Raw genomic sequence first — 15,521 nt, forward strand, 5'->3', positions numbered from 1 at the left:
CATGTCCGTTCACCTTGCCATTCAGGACCGCTGGCTGGATCTCAATGATTTGCTGCGTGAACTGGTCGCCCAAGGCTTTATCAGCCAGGACTCGGCCGAACACGCGCTCAATGCCCGACGCCGTCACGCCGCCAATGGCCAGATGCACCCACTGGAATTCATCGCCAGCCAACACCTGGACGACCTCAGTCGTCCAGGTAAACACCTCGATCTGGAAGGCCTGACGCTTTGGCTGTCGCAGCAGGCCGGCCAGCCTTATCTGCGGATCGATCCGCTGAAAATCAACGTTGCGGCGATTACGCCGCTGATGTCCTACGCCTTCGCCCAGCGCCACAAGATTCTTGCGGTCTCCATCGACCGCGACGCGGTGACCGTGGCCAGCGCCCAGCCCTACGTCACCGGCTGGGAAGCCGACCTGACCCATGTGCTGAAACTGCCGATCAAGCGTGTGGTGGCCAACCCGGTCGACATCCAGCGCTTCAGCGTGGAGTTTTTCCGCCTGGCCAAATCGGTCAGCGGCGCGACCAACGCCGATCAGCAGATGAACACCTTGGGCAACTTCGAGCAGCTGCTCAACCTCGGCGCCAGCGACCAGGAACCGGACGCCAACGACGCGCACATCGTCAACATCGTCGATTGGCTGTTCCAGTACGCGTTCCAGCAACGCGCCAGTGACATCCACATCGAACCCCGGCGCGAACAAGGCACGGTGCGCTTTCGCATCGACGGCGTGCTGCACAACGTCTATCAATTCCCGCCGCAAGTGACCATGGCGATCGTCAGCCGCCTGAAAAGCCTCGGGCGGATGAACGTCGCGGAAAAACGCAAACCCCAGGACGGCCGGGTCAAGACCAAAACCCCGGACGGTGGCGAAGTCGAGCTGCGGCTATCGACATTGCCTACCGCATTCGGCGAAAAAATGGTCATGCGGATCTTCGACCCGGAGGTACTGCTCAAGGACTTTGACCAGCTGGGCTTCTCCGCCGATGACTTGCGCCGCTGGCAGGACATGACTAGCCAGCCCAACGGCATTATTTTGGTCACCGGGCCGACCGGTTCCGGTAAAACCACCACGCTTTACACCACGTTAAAGAAGCTGGCGACGTCAGAGGTCAACCTCTGCACCATCGAAGACCCGATCGAAATGGTCGAGCCGGCGTTCAATCAGATGCAGGTCCAACACAACATCGACCTGACTTTCGCCGCCGGTGTGCGCGCACTGATGCGACAGGATCCGGACATCATCATGATCGGTGAGATCCGTGACCTCGAAACCGCAGAAATGGCGATCCAGGCCGCGCTCACTGGTCACTTGGTGCTGTCGACACTGCACACCAACGATGCACCGAGCGCGATCAGCCGCTTGCTGGAACTGGGCGTGCCGCATTACTTGATCAAAGCCACGGTGCTCGGCGTCATGGCCCAGCGCCTGGTCCGCACCTTGTGCCCGCATTGCAAGGCGCCGCTGACGCTGGGTGAAGAAGACTGGCAAACCTTGACCCGCCCCTGGCAGGCACCATTGCCGAACAACGCACATCGCGCCATTGGTTGCCTGGAATGCCGCGATACCGGTTACCGCGGCCGCGCCGGGGTCTACGAAATCATGCAGCTGACGGACGGCGTCAAAGCGCTGATCAACCCCGACACCGATTTGCTGGCGGTGCGGCGTCAGGCGTTCAAGGAAGGCATGCGCAGTTTGCGGTTGTCGGGGGCGCAAAAAGTGGCGGCGGGTTTAACGACGATTGAGGAAGTCTTGCGGGTGACGCCGCAGAGCGAGCAGAAATGAAGCCTTTTATGTCTCCTGATGATGCGAGGGCCGACTAACGGTTCTTATCCCCAGCCGGCGCCGCTACACTCCTGCGATCGCAACTTCATTGATCAACAGGGAATCGTTATGCAGATCGGTAGCGTGCTTTTACTTTTTGTCGGCCTGGTGGTCGCCATTCTGTTCATGGGTTTCAAGGTCGTGCCTCAGGGGTACCAATGGACGGTCGAACGTTTCGGCCGTTACACCAACACGCTCAAGCCCGGCCTGAACATCATCATTCCAGTGATGGACCGCATCGGTCGCAAGATCAACGTCATGGAAAGCGTGCTGGATATTCCGCCTCAGGAAGTCATCACTGCCGACAACGCCACGGTGCAGATCGACGCGGTGTGCTTCTTCCAGGTGGTCAACACTGCCCAGGCCGCCTACGAGGTCAACAACCTCGAACACGCGATCCGCAACCTGCTGCAAACCAACATCCGTACCGTGCTCGGCTCCATGGAGCTGGACGCGATGCTCAGCCAGCGTGACGGGATCAACGAAAAACTGCTGCGCACCGTCGATGAAGCCACGGCGCCGTGGGGCATCAAGATCACCCGGATCGAGATCAAGGACATCAGCCCGCCCGCGGACTTGATGGCTGCAATGTCGGGGCAGATGAAAGCCGAGCGGATCAAGCGTGCGCAAATTCTTGAAGCCGAAGGCCTGCGCGCCGCGGCGATTCTGACTGCAGAAGGCAAGAAGCAGGCACAAATCCTGGAGGCCGAAGGTGGCCGTCAGGCAGCGTTCCTTGAGGCCGAAGCCCGTGAACGCCAGGCCGAAGCCGAAGCCCAGGCCACCAAAGTGGTTTCCGAAGCCATCGCTGGCGGCAACGTGCAGGCAGTCAATTACTTCGTCGCGCAGAAGTACATCGATGCGCTGGGCAAACTGGCCTCGGCCAACAACAGCAAAGTGATTCTGATGCCGCTCGAGGCCAGTTCGATGATCGGCGCAGTCGGCGGCATCGGCGAAATCGTCAAGGCCACGTTCGATAACAAGAAAGCCTGAGGCACGATATGTGGGCATTCCTGCAGCATTTATCGTTCTGGGACTGGCTGGCATTAGGCACCGTGCTGCTGATTCTCGAAGTGTTTGGCGCCGGTGGCTACTTGCTGTGGATCGGCATGGCAGCCGCCGCCGTTGGCGTACTGACTTATGCAGCGCCGGACATCACCTGGGAATTGCAGTTTCTGCTGTTCGGCCTGCTCTCGATCGCTACCGCCCTGTACTGGTGGAGACGCCAGCGTAGCGCGGTGCGGCTGAGTGATCAGCCGAACCTCAATCTGCGCGGTCAGGAATTGATCGGCAAAACCTTTGTGGTACATGAAGCGATTGTCGACGGTCGCGGCAAGATCAAGGTCGCCGACGGCGTGTGGATGGCCCGAGGGCCTGACGCCGCAGCGGGCTGCCGCGTTCGGGTGATCGGGCAGCAAGGGGCTATTTTGCTGGTTGAACCGGCTGAATGAGCCGTTACGGAACTCGACTGGGTGATTGGCAATCAAAGGCCGTAGATAACCCAGTGGAGTCACCCCTTATGCGTCTCAAACTTGCTGTCGCTACCATCGCCCTGTTGTCCCTTCCCGTCGGTTCGGCGATGGCCGATAGCTTTTGGCGTAACGTCATCTCGTCCGGTGCGACCACCGGCTCGACCTACCTGACCTTCAAGGATCACAAGCTGATCGTTGCCGCCCAGGACGACGCCGGCAGCTTTGTTGCCAGTGATGGCGGCATTCGTGGGCCATACCTGGAAGCCGCGATGCAGAAAGTCCGCGCCGACAACCCTGGCCTGCAGGCCACGGACATGGAACTGGCGAATGCGATCCTGGCGAAGAATGCCGTTGCCTCCGAGTAAGCTTTCCAGCTGAACAAAAATGCCGCTCCCAATGAGCGGCATTTTTTTGTCCAGCACAAAACCCCTGTGGGAGCGAGGCTTGCCCGCGAAAGCGGTGTATCAGTCGACGTAAATGTTGAATATTAAATCGCCTTCGCGGGCAAGCCTCGCTCCTACAGGGGGCGGTGCTATTAGCGGTAATCGTCTACCGGCACACAGGCGCAGAACAGATTTCGGTCACCGTAGACGTTGTCCACCCGGTTCACCACCGGCCAATATTTATGCGCCTTGGTATGAGCATCCGGCGTCACTGCCTGCTCGATGGTGTAGGGCCGCTCCCAAACTCCGGTGATGTCCGCCAGGGTATGCGGCGAACGTTTCAACGGGTTGTCATCGGCCGGCCAGTTGCCGTTCTGCACCTCGGTGATTTCCGCGCGGATACTCAGCATCGCGCCGATAAACCGGTCCAGCTCTGCCTTCGACTCACTTTCGGTCGGTTCCACCATCAACGTCCCCGGCACCGGAAACGACATGGTCGGCGCATGGAAGCCATAGTCCATCAACCGCTTGGCGACGTCTTCCTCGCTGATCCCGGTCAGCGCCTTGAGTGGCCGCAGGTCAAGAATGCACTCGTGAGCCACCCGTTCGTTACGCCCGGTATAGAGCACCGGAAATGCACCGGACAGATGCTGCGCCAGGTAATTCGCGGCAAGAATCGCCACCTCGCTGGCATCCGCCAATTGCGGCCCCATCATCGCGATGTACATCCAACTGATCGGCAAAATGCTCGCGCTGCCCCAGGGCGCCGCACTGACTGCGCCGTTTTGCGCCAGTGGTCCTTCAATCGGCACCACCGGGTGATTGGCCACGAACGGCGCCAAATGCGCCCGCACCCCAATCGGCCCCATGCCCGGCCCGCCTCCGCCGTGGGGAATACAGAACGTCTTGTGCAAGTTCATGTGGGACACGTCGGCGCCTATGTCCGCCGGGCGCGCCAGCCCGACCTGGGCGTTGAGGTTGGCGCCATCCATGTACACCTGACCGCCGTGGCTGTGGATAACTTCGCAGATTTCGCTGATGCCTTCCTCGTATACCCCGTGGGTAGAAGGATACGTCGCCATCAGGCAGGCAAGTTTGTCGCCCGCCTCGGCGGCTTTGCCTTTGAGGTCATCCAGATCGACGTTGCCCGCCTCGTCGCACTCGACGATCACCACGCGCATCCCGGCCATCTGCGCCGACGCCGGGTTAGTGCCGTGCGCCGAGGACGGGATCAGGCAAATATCCCGCGCACCCTCATGACGACTCTCATGGTATTTGCGGATCGCCAGCAACCCGGCGTACTCGCCTTGGGCGCCGGAGTTGGGTTGCATACAGATTGCGTCGAAACCGGTAATCGCGCAGAGCCAGCGCTCCAGTTCTTCGATCATCAGTGAATAACCGACCGCCTGCTCTTTCGGCGCAAACGGGTGCAGGTTGGCGAACTGCGGCCAGGTGATGGGAATCATCTCGCTGGTGGCGTTGAGCTTCATGGTGCAGGAGCCCAGCGGGATCATCGATTGGTTGAGCGCCAGGTCCTTGTTCTCCAGTTGCTTGAGGTAGCGCAGCATCTCGGTTTCGCTGTGATGTGCGCTGAACACCGGGTGCCGCAGATAAGGCGAGGTACGCAGCAGACCTGTGGGAATGCCGGAATCAAGGGCTTCAGCGTCCAGTTCGTCGACGTTAAGCCCATGATCGGACCCGAGGAACACATCAAACAACTTCGCGACGGTGGATTGGTCAGAGGTTTCGTCGAGGCTCAGACCCAACTGCCCGCGCCCAAGAATGCGCAAGTTGATCTGCGCCGCTTGAGCGCTTTCGATAATTGCCGTCTGAGTACCACCGACCTCCAGCGTCAGCGTGTCGAAAAAGTGTGTGTTGAGGCGGGTGATGCCATGGCGCTCAAGGCCGACGGCGAGGATGCTGGTCAGCCGATGGACGCGCTGGGCAATGCGTTTGAGCCCTTCCGGACCGTGATAGACCGCATAGAAACTGGCAATGTTGGCCAGCAATACCTGAGCGGTACAAATGTTCGAGTTAGCCTTCTCCCGGCGGATATGTTGCTCGCGGGTTTGCAGGGCCATGCGCAAGGCGACATTGCCGCGAGCATCTTTCGACACGCCGATGATCCGCCCGGGAATCGCCCGTTTGTACTCATCGCGACTGGCAAAAAACGCTGCGTGAGGCCCGCCGTAACCCATGGGCACGCCGAAACGCTGGGATGAACCGAACACCACGTCGGCGCCCAACTCCCCCGGCGGCGTCAGTAACAGCAAACTCAGCAGGTCGGTGGCGACACATGCCAAGGCTTGCTGAGCATGCAGATGATCGATCAAGGGACGAAGATCGCGGATCTCGCCGTGGGTATCGGGATATTGCAGGAGCGCGCCGAACACCTGGTGCTGTTTCAAGTTATCCACAGTGTCGATGATCAGCTCGAAGCCGAACCCTTCTGCTCGGGTCTGCACCACGGAAATGGTCTGCGGATGACAGTTTTCGTCGACGAAGAACAGATTGCTTCTGGACTTGGCGACACGCTTGGCCAGTGCCATGGCCTCCGCCGCCGCCGTGGCTTCATCCAGCAGCGAGGCGTTGGCCAGCTCCAGGCCGGTGAGGTCGATGGTCAATTGCTGGAAGTTCAGCAGCGCTTCGAGCCGGCCCTGGGCGATCTCTGGTTGATACGGCGTGTACGCGGTGTACCAACCGGGATTTTCCAGCACATTGCGCACAATGACAGTCGGCGTGAGGGTGCCGTTGTAGCCCATGCCGATCAGGCTGGTCCAGACCTGGTTTTGCTCGGCGTACCCACGCAGTTTGGCCAGCGCGGCTTCTTCGTCGAGGGCGGGTGGCAGGTCGAGCGGCCTGTTCAGGCGGATTCCCGGCGGCACCGTCTGCTCGATCAACTCGACCCGGCTGCCGAGGCCGAGGCTGTCGAGCATCGCCTGTTGCTCGGCGGCATCGGGCCCGAGGTGGCGGCGAAGGAAGGCATTGGGGTCGCGTAACTGGCTCAAGGACGGCAACTGGGACATGACGGGCTCTCTCTTGACTGGCGCTCAACGTCGATGCAACACGGTCAAACCAGCATAGCAGTCGATGCCACAGAGCCTTGAAGATCAGGATCCCGGAAACTGAAAAGCCCCGACAAGTCGGGGCTTTGGGGATGACGCTTAAGGCTTACTCGCCGATGGCGGCCTTGTAGGCCATCGCGTCGAGCAGGTTGTTCAGCTCAGATGTATCGCTTGGCTCGAGTTTGAATATCCAGCTGTCATAAGGCGCGCTGTTGAGCAATTCCGGGCTGTTGGCCAATTCTTCGTTAACTGCAATGACTGTACCGGAGACTGGCGAGTAGATATCGGACGCGGCCTTGACCGACTCGACGACACCCGCAGCCTCACCGGCAGCGAACACTTTGCCGATTTCCGGCAGATCGACGAACACCACGTCACCCAAGGCTTCCTGAGCATGGTCTGAAATACCCACTTTCACGCCACCATCATGGTCTAGACGGGCCCATTCGTGACTTTCGGCAAAACGCAGGTCGGCAGGAATATCGCTCATGTTCTGTGTCCTCAAGAGAATTGTCAGCGGTCGTTGCCCGCCAGAAAAGATTAGATCAAGGTTTTGCCATGGCGTACGAAGGTCGGTTTGACCACTCGGACCGGGTACCACTTGCCACGGATTTCCACTTCTGCGCGGTCGGCTGTCGCCATCGGCACGCGCGCCAGTGCTATCGACTTGCTTAGCGTAGGAGAGAAACTACCACTGGTGATCTCCCCTTCGCCAACATTGGCGATGCGGACCACTTGATGAGCGCGCAAAACCCCACGCTCCTCAAGGACCAGACCGACCAGTTTGTGCTGCACGCCACCCGCCCGTTCGGCTTCCAGAGCACTACGACCAATGAACTGGCGAGCGGCCGGTTCCCAGGCAATGCTCCAGGCCATGTTGGAGGCCAGGGGTGAAACGTCTTGGTGAATGTCCTGACCGTAGAGGTTCATGCCCGCTTCGACCCGCAGAGTATCGCGCGCCCCGAGGCCGATCGGCGAGATGCCCGCGCCCACCAGGTCGTTGAAAAATCCCGGGGCTTGATTGGCCGGCAGCACGATTTCCAGGCCATCTTCGCCGGTGTAACCCGTGCGCGCGATGAACCAGTCACCATCGGCCTGGCCTTCGAAGGGCTTGAGCATCTGAATCAGGTTGCCGCGGGACTGGGTCACCAGTTCGGAGATTTTGTGCCGGGCCTGAGGCCCTTGAATGGCCAGCATCGCCAACTCGGAGCGCTCGTTGAGCTGCACATCGAAACCATCGAGATGGGCCTGCATCCAGGCGAGGTCCTGGTTGCGGGTGGAGGCATTGACCACCAGCCGATAACCGTCCTCGAGACGGTAGACGATCATGTCGTCGACGATGCCGCCGCGCTCGTTGAGCATGGTGCTGTACAAGGCACGGCCAGGGCTGTGCAGACGTTCGACGTCATTGGCCAGCAAATGCTGGAGCCAAGGTTTGGCCTCAGGGCCGCTGACATCGATCACGGTCATGTGGGATACATCGAAAACCCCGCAATCGCGGCGCACCTGATGGTGTTCCTCGACCTGCGAGCCGTAATGCAAAGGCATATCCCAACCGCCAAAATCGACCATCTTCGCGCCGAGGGCGAGATGAAGGTCATACAGAGGCGTGCGCTGTCCCATGGGTTTCTCCTTCCGGGCGTGGCGAAGGTGCGGGCCGGTGCTGCACGGGGTGAAAGCCTTGAAATACAAGGCTTTCAGCCGATTTCAGCTACCTGGTCTGTAGGACGGACCGCACCGAATGCCGCGCATTGTAGCCTCAAGGTGTAGGACTGGCACCTAGGCGTTTCGATGCGCTGAACGTCGTATCAATCCGATGACCGGTAGCAGGCCGACCAAAACCAGGGTCAGTGCCGGCAAAGAGGCCCTCGCCCACTCGCCTTCGCTGGTCATTTCGAAGATCCGTACTGCCAGCGTATCCCAGCCAAACGGGCGCATCAGAAGGGTCGCGGGCATTTCCTTGAGCACATCGACGAACACCAGCAACGCAGCGCTCAACGTTCCTGGCAGCAATAACGGCAGATACACTTTGAAAAACAGTCTCGGCCCACTGACGCCAAGGCTACGTGCCGCTTCGGGCAAAGATGGCCGTATTCGCGCCAGACTGCTTTCCAGCGGCCCATAAGCCACCGCGATGAAACGCACCAGATAGGCCAGCAATAACGCCGAGAGGCTGCCCAGCAGCAATGGCTTGCCGGCGCCCCCCAGCCAACCCGACAACGGGATCACCAGTTCGCGGTCCAGGTAACTGAACGCCAGCATGATCGACACCGCCAGCACCGAACCCGGCAAGGCGTAGCCGAGGTTGGCCAGGCTGATACCGGTGCGGATCGCTCGGGTCGGGGCCAGGCGCCGGGCAAACGCCAGCACTAAAGCAACACTGACGGTGATCAGCGCCGCCATGCCGCCCAGGTACAACGTATGGACGATCAGCCCCGCGTAACGCTCATCCAGGTCGAAGCGCCCGCGCTGCCAGAACCACACCACCAGTTGAAGCACTGGAATGACGAAAGCGCAGGCGAACACCAGACCGCACCAACTCATCGCCGCCAGCGCCTTGAAACCGCGCAGGTGATACAGCGCCTTGACCCGAGGTCGTTCGTTACTCGCCCGGTTGGCCCCGCGAGCACGGCGCTCGCCGTACAGCACAACCATCACCACCAGCAGCAACAGGCTGGCCAGTTGCGCGGCGGTGGAGAGGCTGAAGAATCCGTACCAGGTCTTGTAGATGGCGGTCGTGAACGTGTCGAAGTTGAACACCGATACCGCACCGAAATCTGCCAGGGTTTCCATCAGTGCAAGCGCCACGCCAGCGCCGATCGCCGGGCGTGCCATGGGCAGCGCGACTCGCCAGAACGCTTGCCACGGGGATTGCCCCAAGACTCGCGCCGCTTCCATCAGGCCTTTGCCCTGAGCCAGGAACGCGGTTCGCGCCAACAGGTAAACGTAGGGATAGAAGACCAGCACCAGGACCAGAATCACGCCGCCGGTGGAGCGGACTCGCGGCAACCTCAAGCCCGTGCCGAACCATTCGCGCAACAGGGTTTGCACGGGGCCGGCGAAATCCAGCAGGCCGACGAACACGAATGCCAGCACATAAGCCGGTATCGCAAAAGGCAGCATCAGCGCCCAGTCCAGCCAACGCCGACCCGGAAATTCACAGAGGCTGGTCAGCCAGGCCAGGCTCACGCCCAGGACCGTCACGCCGATACCGACGCCGAGCACCAACGTCAGCGTGTTGCCCAGCAGGCGCGGCATCTGGGTGTCCCAGAGGTGGGACCAGATTTGATGATCGATGGTTTGCCATGACAACAGCAAAACACTAAGTGGCAGCAGGACCAGCGCAGCGACGGCGAAGACCAGGGGGTACCAGCGGCGTTGGGCGGGGTGGGCCACTTTGGGGTCTCTGAGGGATAGTGGGGATTTTGAGTGAAGTGTCTGGGTCAAGATCGCCCCCTCACCCTAACCCTCTCCCCAAAGGGGCGAGGGGACTGACCGAGTTGTTTTTTAGAAATACTTCGACCTGAAATTCCAAAGTCGAACTCAGGATTTGAGAAGCAAAAAGATCGACTCCCTTTCCCCCTCTCCCCCGTGGGGAGAGGGCTGGGGTGAGGGGTGGATTTTGAAGCTAACGATAGAATACCGCCAGATTCAGTTCCAGCCAGCCCTATCCATCATCCGAATCGCTTCAGCCTGACGCTTGCCGGCAATTTCCACAGGCAAGGTATCAGCCACAAACTTGCCCCAACTCGCCACTTCTGCGGATGGCTGAACCGCAGGGTTGGCCGGGAATTCCTGGTTCACGTCAGCAAAGATCTTCTGCGCTTCAGGCGTGGTCATCCATTCAACCAAGGCCTTGGCCGCTTCCGGGTGCGGGGCGTGTTTGGTCAAGCCGATGCCCGACAGGTTGACGTGTACGCCACGATCACCCTGGTTCGGCCAAAACAGCTTCACCGCCAGATCAGGCTTCTGCTTGTGCAGGCGGCCGTAATAATAAGTGTTGACGATGCCAACGTCGCATTGGCCAGCGTTGATTGCCTCCAACACCGCGATGTCATCCGAGAACACATCAGTGGACAGGTTACTCACCCACCCCTTGAGAATCTTCTCGGTTTTGTCAGCGCCGTGGACTTCGATCATGGTGGCGGTCAGGGATTGGTTGTAGACCTTCTTCGCCGTTCGCAGGCACAGGCGGCCTTCCCAATTTTTGTCGGCCAGACCTTCGTAAGTGGTCAACTCGCCCGGCTTCACCCGCTCAGTGGAGTAAGCGATGGTCCGCGCCCGCAGGCTCAGGCCAGTCCAGGCATGGGCGGAAGAGCGATATTGCAGCGGAATATTGGCGTCGATCACCTTGGAGGTGAACGGTTGCAGGATGCCCATTTGCTCGGCCTGCCAGAGGTTGCCGGCATCGACAGTGAGCAGCAGGTCGGCGGTGGCGTTCTCACCCTCGGCCTTGATCCGCTGCATCAGCGGCGCTTCCTTGTCGGTGATGAACTTCACCTGCACACCGGTTTTCGCGGTGTAAGCGTCGAAGACCGGTTTGATCAGCTCGTCGATCCGCGAGGAGTAAACCACCACTTCATCGGCGGCCTGGGCAGCGGTGCTGCCAATCAGGGTCAGGGCGAGTGCGGTCAGTAGACGCTTCGGTATCAACATGGGAGCAATCTCTCGGTTGAAAAAGTGAAGCCAAATGATATGGACTCACATTAGCCTTCTCAATCGAACAGTTCGCGGAGGCGTTACTAGATGTTGCACCGCTGGAAATTTGCGGTGAATGTACCGGCCTCATCGCGAGCAAGCTCGCTCCCACAGGGGATCGTCAGTGTTCACAAAACCAATGTGGGAGCGAGCTTGCTCGCGATGAGGCCATCAGACGCAGTGAATATTCAGGCTTTGGCCAACGAGGGCAGATCCCCGATCAACCCCAGCGCTTCGCGCACGAACAGCGCCTTGGCTTCAGGTATCTGGTCGACCATCTTTAACCCGGCATTGCGCAACCAGCGAATCGGCAACGGATCAGCCTGGAACAGGCGCTCGAAACCCTCCATCGCCGCCATCAATGCCAGGTTGTGAGGCATGCGCCGACGCTCGTAACGGCTGAGCACCTTCACATCCGCCAGACGCTCGCCACGGGCAGCCGCTTGCAGCAGCACTTCGGCCAGCACGGCGGCATCGAGGAACCCGAGGTTCACGCCCTGCCCGGCCAATGGGTGAATGGTGTGGGCCGCGTCGCCGATCAGCGCCAGGCCTTCAGCCACGTAACGCTTGGCGTGGCGCTGACGCAGGGGCACGCACAGACGCGGGTCGGCGCTGAGCACCGTGCCGAGTCGGCCTTCGAAGGCTCGCTCCAGCGCTTTGCAGAAATCTTCGTCGTCCAGCGCCATCAGGCGTTCGGCTTCGCTCGGGGTGGTCGACCAGACAATCGAACACCAATCCTGCTGACCATCACGCTCCAGCGGCAGAAACGCCAATGGACCGTTGTCGGTGAAACGCTGCCAGGCGGTCAGTTGATGAGGTTTTGAGCTGCGCACGCTGGTGACGATCGCATGGTGCAGATAATCCCACTCGCGAGTCGCCACACCGGTCAGCCGCCGCACCGCGGAGTTGGCGCCATCCGCCGCAATCACCAGCGGTGCGCGCAGCGTGCGCCCATCGGCCAGGGTCAGCAGCCAATCGTCGCCGGAGCGACGCATTTGCTCCAGGCGCGCGTTGGCCAGCATTCCCAGATCACAGTCATGCAAACGGTCGAGCAAGGCATCCTGAACCACGCGGTTCTCGACGATATGCCCCAGCACTTCGGCATGCACACTGGTCGCCGAAAAATGGATTTGCCCGGTGCCGCTGCCGTCCCAGACGTGCATGTCGGTATACGGGCTGCTGCGCCGGTTGGCGATACCGTCCCAGACACCGAGGCGTTCGAGAATCCTATGGCTGGCCGTCGACAAGGCGCTCACTCGCGGTTCGAACGGCGATTGCTCCTCGAAGGGCTTAACGCTCATCGGGCTGCCGTCCAGCAGCAGGACTTCCAGCCCGCTGTCCTGCAACGCCAGCGCCAGGGTGCTACCGACCATTCCGGCCCCGACAATCAGCAGATCTGCGCGCATTTCCATGCTTTAAGCCTGTCTCGCTTGCGGCTTGAGCCGCACGTAAAGGGTTTTCCCGACAATGTACCGGTGACCGAGGTTCTCCAGCAGCATCAGCATGAAAAACGGATCGACCATCGAGTCGAGTCTTGCAGTCAGCCACTTAAGCATCGGGTCGAGTACCCAAGCCCATGGCTTGCCGAGCGAACCAGCGTTTGGCCGGCGGCAGCAGATCGAGACCGAGCAGGCCGATGTTGCGGCCCAGGGAAACCAGCGGTTGGGTGCTGCCGAACAAACGGGTGACCTGATCGGAGAAACCCACGGTCAGGTTCTGATCCAGACGCTGACGTTCGCGGTAAGCCTGCAAGGTCGCAAAATCGCCGGGAGATGTTTCGCTCGCCAGCAGCGCATCAGCCAGAGCTTGAGCATCACGCAGGGACAGGTTGAAACCCTGGCCGGCAATCGGGTGCAGGCTGTGAGCGGCGTTGCCGAGAATTGCCAGATGCGGACGCACCTGCTCTTCAGCTTCGATCAGCGTCAGCGGGTAAAGATGCCGCGCCCCCACCTGCTTCAAGGTGCCGAGGCGATAACCGAACACGCCCTGCAACTCGCTGAGGAAGCTGCGTTCATCAAGCGCGGCCAGCCGTTGCGCGTCCATGCCCAATCGAGTCCACACCAGTGCGCAGCGGTTTTCCGGCAGCGGCAACAACGCCATCGGGCCGTCATCGGTGAAACGTTCGAAGGCCATGCCGTTGTGCGCTTCGCTCGGGGTGATGTTGGCAATCAGCGCGCTCTGGTTGTACGGGCGCTTTTTGATGCCGATCCCCAGTTGTTCGCGCAGACCGGAACGGCCGCCATCCGCGAGCACCGCAAGGTCGCATTCCAGGGTGATTTCATCGTTGAGGGTCAGGCGATAGCCGCCGGTCATTGGCTCCATGCGCGTGACTTCCGCCGGGCAACGCCATGTGATCACGTCCTTATCCAGACCTTGCCAGAGGCATTGGCCGAGCCAGGCGTTTTCCACCACGTAACCCAGCGCCGGAACGCCTTCTTCCATCGCCGACAGTCGCGCGGTGGAGAAGCGTCCACGGTCGGAAACATGAATCTGCTTGATCGGCTCGGCGCGGCGGGAGATTTCCTGCCACACGCCCAACCGCTGATAAATCTGCTTGGCGCCGTAGGACAATGCCGAAGAACGGGCGTCGTAGCTCGGTTGATAGGTGTGGCCAGGGGCAAAGGGTTCGATCAACACGATCTTCCAGCCACGCGCCTTGGCCCCTGCTTGCAACGCCAACGCCAGGCTAGCGCCGACCAGACCACCACCGATGATTGCCAGATTGACTCGACTCATGCGGCTTGTGCCCGCGCGGCGGCCATCAAGCCCTCGATATCGGCGACCGTTTTCGGCACGCCTTGAGTCAGGATTTCACAGCCGGTTTTGGTGACCACTACGTCGTCCTCGATGCGCACGCCAATGCCGCGCCATTTCTTCGCCACATTCTGGTTGTCCGGGGAAATGTAGATACCCGGTTCCACGGTCAGCGCCATGCCGACTTCCAGCACGCGCCATTCGCCGCCGACCTTGTATTCGCCGACATCATGCACATCCATACCCAGCCAGTGGCCGGCGCGGTGCATGTAAAACGCTTTATAGGCTTCGCTGGCGATCAACTCGTCGACGTCGCCCTGCAACAGGCCCAACTTCACCAACCCGGCAGTAATCACCCGGACGGTGGCTTCGTGGGCCTGATTCCAGTGTTTGTCCGGGGCGATTTCGGCAAACGCGGCTTCTTGCGACGCCAGCACCAACTCGTAGATCGCCTTCTGTTCCGCTGAATACTTGCCGTTGACCGGCCAGGTGCGGGTGATGTCACTGGCGTAGCAGTCGATCTCGCACCCGGCATCGATCAACACCAGATCGCCATCCTTGAGCACGGCGTCATTCTGCTGGTAATGCAGGATGCAGCTGTTGCGCCCAGCGGCGACGATCGAACCGTAGGCCGGCATTTTCGCCCCACCCTTGCGGAACTCGTAATCGAGCTCGGCTTCGAGGCTGAATTCATGCAGCCCGGCCCGGCTGGCCTGCATCGCGCGGATATGCGCCTGGGCGGAAATCCGTGCGGCTTCGCGCATCACCTTCACTTCTGCCGCCGATTTATACAGGCGCATGTCGTGAAGCAGATGATCCAGGGCAACGAATTCGTTCGGCGGCTGGGCGCCAAGGTGCGCTTTAGAGCGGATCACGTTGATCCAGTCCATCAGGTGCCGGTCGAATTCCGGGTTGCTGCCCATGGCCGAATACACCCGGTCGCGGCCTTCGATCAGGCCCGGCAGGATGTCGTCGATGTCGGTGATGGGGAAGGCGTCGTCGGCGCCGAAGTCGCGAATCGCGCCTTCCTGCCCGGCGCGCAGGCCGTCCCACAACTCTCGCTCGGCGTTGCGTTCACGGCAGAACAGTATGTATTCGCCATGTAAACGCCCAGGCATCAAAACGATGACCGCCGAAGGCTCGGGAAAACCGCTGAGGTACTGGAAGTCGCTGTCCTGACGGTAGATGTGCTCGACGTCGCGGTTGCGGATAGCAATGGCGGCGGCGGGCAGAATGGCGATGCTGTTGGGTACCATCTGCGCCATCAGGGCCTTGCGGCGACGGCTGTATTCCGATTTCGGGATATGAATCATGGGCAGATGGCTTT

Annotated in this window: 13 protein-coding genes; 4 read left to right on the plus strand and 9 right to left on the minus strand. The window is 60.5% G+C overall.

Translation table 11 applies throughout. The features are described 5' to 3' along the window. Position 1 precedes the first annotated feature (1 nt). The 4 genes from ACYZT7_RS30850 (at position 2) to ACYZT7_RS30865 (ending at position 3,659) form a co-directional block, all read left to right on the plus strand. Positions 2-1,786 (plus strand): GspE/PulE family protein, encoded by a 1,785-nt coding sequence (locus ACYZT7_RS30850; RefSeq protein ID WP_462039406.1) that lies wholly within the window; start codon positions 2-4, stop codon positions 1,784-1,786. A 108-nt stretch (positions 1,787-1,894) separates the two neighbouring features. Further along, positions 1,895-2,815, plus strand: coding sequence for an SPFH domain-containing protein (locus tag ACYZT7_RS30855; protein WP_008150402.1), 921 nt, complete (start codon positions 1,895-1,897; stop codon positions 2,813-2,815). Between the two features lie 8 nt (positions 2,816-2,823). Continuing rightward, positions 2,824-3,273 (plus strand): NfeD family protein, encoded by a 450-nt coding sequence (locus ACYZT7_RS30860; protein ID WP_462039407.1) that lies wholly within the window; start codon positions 2,824-2,826, stop codon positions 3,271-3,273. Between the two features lie 68 nt (positions 3,274-3,341). Then, positions 3,342-3,659: a DUF2388 domain-containing protein gene (locus tag ACYZT7_RS30865; RefSeq protein WP_010466645.1), complete on the plus strand. Its 318-nt coding sequence runs from the start codon at positions 3,342-3,344 to the stop codon at positions 3,657-3,659. A 170-nt stretch (positions 3,660-3,829) separates the two neighbouring features. Here the strand turns inward: ACYZT7_RS30865 and gcvP are convergent, their stop codons facing one another. The 9 genes from gcvP to pepP all read right to left on the minus strand — a co-directional run bounded on the left by gcvP (position 3,830) and on the right by pepP (position 15,507). Continuing rightward, positions 3,830-6,703 (minus strand): aminomethyl-transferring glycine dehydrogenase, encoded by a 2,874-nt coding sequence (gene gcvP, locus ACYZT7_RS30870; RefSeq protein ID WP_462039408.1) that lies wholly within the window; start codon positions 6,701-6,703, stop codon positions 3,830-3,832. A 145-nt stretch (positions 6,704-6,848) separates the two neighbouring features. After that, positions 6,849-7,232: a glycine cleavage system protein GcvH gene (gene gcvH / locus ACYZT7_RS30875; protein ID WP_462039409.1), complete on the minus strand. Its 384-nt coding sequence runs from the start codon at positions 7,230-7,232 to the stop codon at positions 6,849-6,851. Between the two features lie 50 nt (positions 7,233-7,282). Then, on the minus strand, positions 7,283-8,365 hold the full coding sequence (gene gcvT / locus ACYZT7_RS30880; protein WP_462039410.1) for a glycine cleavage system aminomethyltransferase GcvT: 1,083 nt from the start codon (positions 8,363-8,365) through the stop codon (positions 7,283-7,285). A gap of 156 nt (positions 8,366-8,521) precedes the next feature. Further along, complete coding sequence (locus ACYZT7_RS30885; RefSeq protein WP_462039411.1) at positions 8,522-10,138, minus strand: ABC transporter permease; 1,617 nt, start codon at positions 10,136-10,138, stop codon at positions 8,522-8,524. Between the two features lie 255 nt (positions 10,139-10,393). Continuing rightward, positions 10,394-11,398 (minus strand): extracellular solute-binding protein, encoded by a 1,005-nt coding sequence (locus ACYZT7_RS30890; protein WP_462039412.1) that lies wholly within the window; start codon positions 11,396-11,398, stop codon positions 10,394-10,396. 230 nt (positions 11,399-11,628) lie between these two features. Further along, the gene (locus ACYZT7_RS30895; protein WP_462041890.1) at positions 11,629-12,846 is read right to left on the minus strand and encodes a 2-octaprenyl-3-methyl-6-methoxy-1,4-benzoquinol hydroxylase; all 1,218 of its coding nucleotides are present in this window, start codon (positions 12,844-12,846) and stop codon (positions 11,629-11,631) included. 9 nt (positions 12,847-12,855) lie between these two features. Continuing rightward, positions 12,856-12,996 carry a hypothetical protein gene (locus ACYZT7_RS30900; protein WP_347802495.1) on the minus strand — a complete coding sequence of 47 codons (141 nt, stop codon included), beginning with the start codon at positions 12,994-12,996 and terminating at the stop codon, positions 12,856-12,858. Further along, the gene (ubiH, locus tag ACYZT7_RS30905; protein WP_462039413.1) at positions 12,989-14,176 is read right to left on the minus strand and encodes a 2-octaprenyl-6-methoxyphenyl hydroxylase; all 1,188 of its coding nucleotides are present in this window, start codon (positions 14,174-14,176) and stop codon (positions 12,989-12,991) included. Before ubiH ends, ACYZT7_RS30900 begins: the two co-directional genes overlap by 8 nt. Next, on the minus strand, positions 14,173-15,507 hold the full coding sequence (gene pepP / locus ACYZT7_RS30910; protein WP_462039414.1) for a Xaa-Pro aminopeptidase: 1,335 nt from the start codon (positions 15,505-15,507) through the stop codon (positions 14,173-14,175). The genes ubiH and pepP overlap by 4 nt, the downstream gene beginning before the upstream one ends. Positions 15,508-15,521: the final 14 nt, after the last annotated feature.

It is taken from the genome of Pseudomonas sp. RT4P38 (genome assembly GCF_054897765.1).

Coding starts and splice junctions, on each gene's coding strand:
- ACYZT7_RS30850 (WP_462039406.1), top strand. CDS start 2: ATGTCCGTTCACCTTGCCATTCAGGACCGCTGGCTGGATCTCAATGAT.
- ACYZT7_RS30855 (WP_008150402.1), top strand. CDS start 1,895: ATGCAGATCGGTAGCGTGCTTTTACTTTTTGTCGGCCTGGTGGTCGCC.
- ACYZT7_RS30860 (WP_462039407.1), top strand. CDS start 2,824: ATGTGGGCATTCCTGCAGCATTTATCGTTCTGGGACTGGCTGGCATTA.
- ACYZT7_RS30865 (WP_010466645.1), top strand. CDS start 3,342: ATGCGTCTCAAACTTGCTGTCGCTACCATCGCCCTGTTGTCCCTTCCC.
- gcvP (WP_462039408.1), bottom strand. CDS start 6,703: ATGTCCCAGTTGCCGTCCTTGAGCCAGTTACGCGACCCCAATGCCTTC.
- gcvH (WP_462039409.1), bottom strand. CDS start 7,232: ATGAGCGATATTCCTGCCGACCTGCGTTTTGCCGAAAGTCACGAATGG.
- gcvT (WP_462039410.1), bottom strand. CDS start 8,365: ATGGGACAGCGCACGCCTCTGTATGACCTTCATCTCGCCCTCGGCGCG.
- ACYZT7_RS30890 (WP_462039412.1), bottom strand. CDS start 11,398: ATGTTGATACCGAAGCGTCTACTGACCGCACTCGCCCTGACCCTGATT.
- ACYZT7_RS30895 (WP_462041890.1), bottom strand. CDS start 12,846: ATGCGCGCAGATCTGCTGATTGTCGGGGCCGGAATGGTCGGTAGCACC.
- ACYZT7_RS30900 (WP_347802495.1), bottom strand. CDS start 12,996: ATGCTTAAGTGGCTGACTGCAAGACTCGACTCGATGGTCGATCCGTTT.
- ubiH (WP_462039413.1), bottom strand. CDS start 14,176: ATGAGTCGAGTCAATCTGGCAATCATCGGTGGTGGTCTGGTCGGCGCT.
- pepP (WP_462039414.1), bottom strand. CDS start 15,507: ATGATTCATATCCCGAAATCGGAATACAGCCGTCGCCGCAAGGCCCTG.